Annotated in this window: 1 protein-coding gene; it reads left to right on the top strand. The window is 63.4% G+C overall.

The window, feature by feature from the left end:
• Positions 1-80: 80 nt before the first annotated feature.
• A partial coding sequence (locus tag SB724_RS22010; protein WP_410573228.1) for an ESPR domain-containing protein occupies positions 81-232 on the top strand: 152 nt, incomplete at its 3' end.

The raw sequence follows: 232 nt of genomic DNA, 5'->3' as shown, positions 1-232 counted from the left end.
CTTTCATTCACCGGTCCCGCTTCGGACTACGACCCAATCAACGCCGATAGAGAAGTGCTTATTCCACACGGAGCATCGAGATGAACAGAGTGCACAAAGTCATATGGAGCAACGCGCGGGGCGCGTTCGTCGCCGCATCCGAGCTTGGCAAGGCGCGCGGCAAAGGCAGCGCCGGCGGGGCGGCGACCATATGCGACGACCGCTGCGCGCAACCAAGCGTCGCGGCCGCACA

Origin of the sequence: Bacillus sp. SIMBA_031 (assembly GCF_046535225.1) — a bacterium.
In the GTDB taxonomy this organism is placed as follows: Bacteria; Bacillota; Bacilli; order Bacillales; family Bacillaceae; genus Bacillus; species Bacillus velezensis.
The sequence above is the reverse complement of the archived record's forward strand: the minus strand, read 5'-3'. Positions and strand labels throughout refer to the sequence as shown.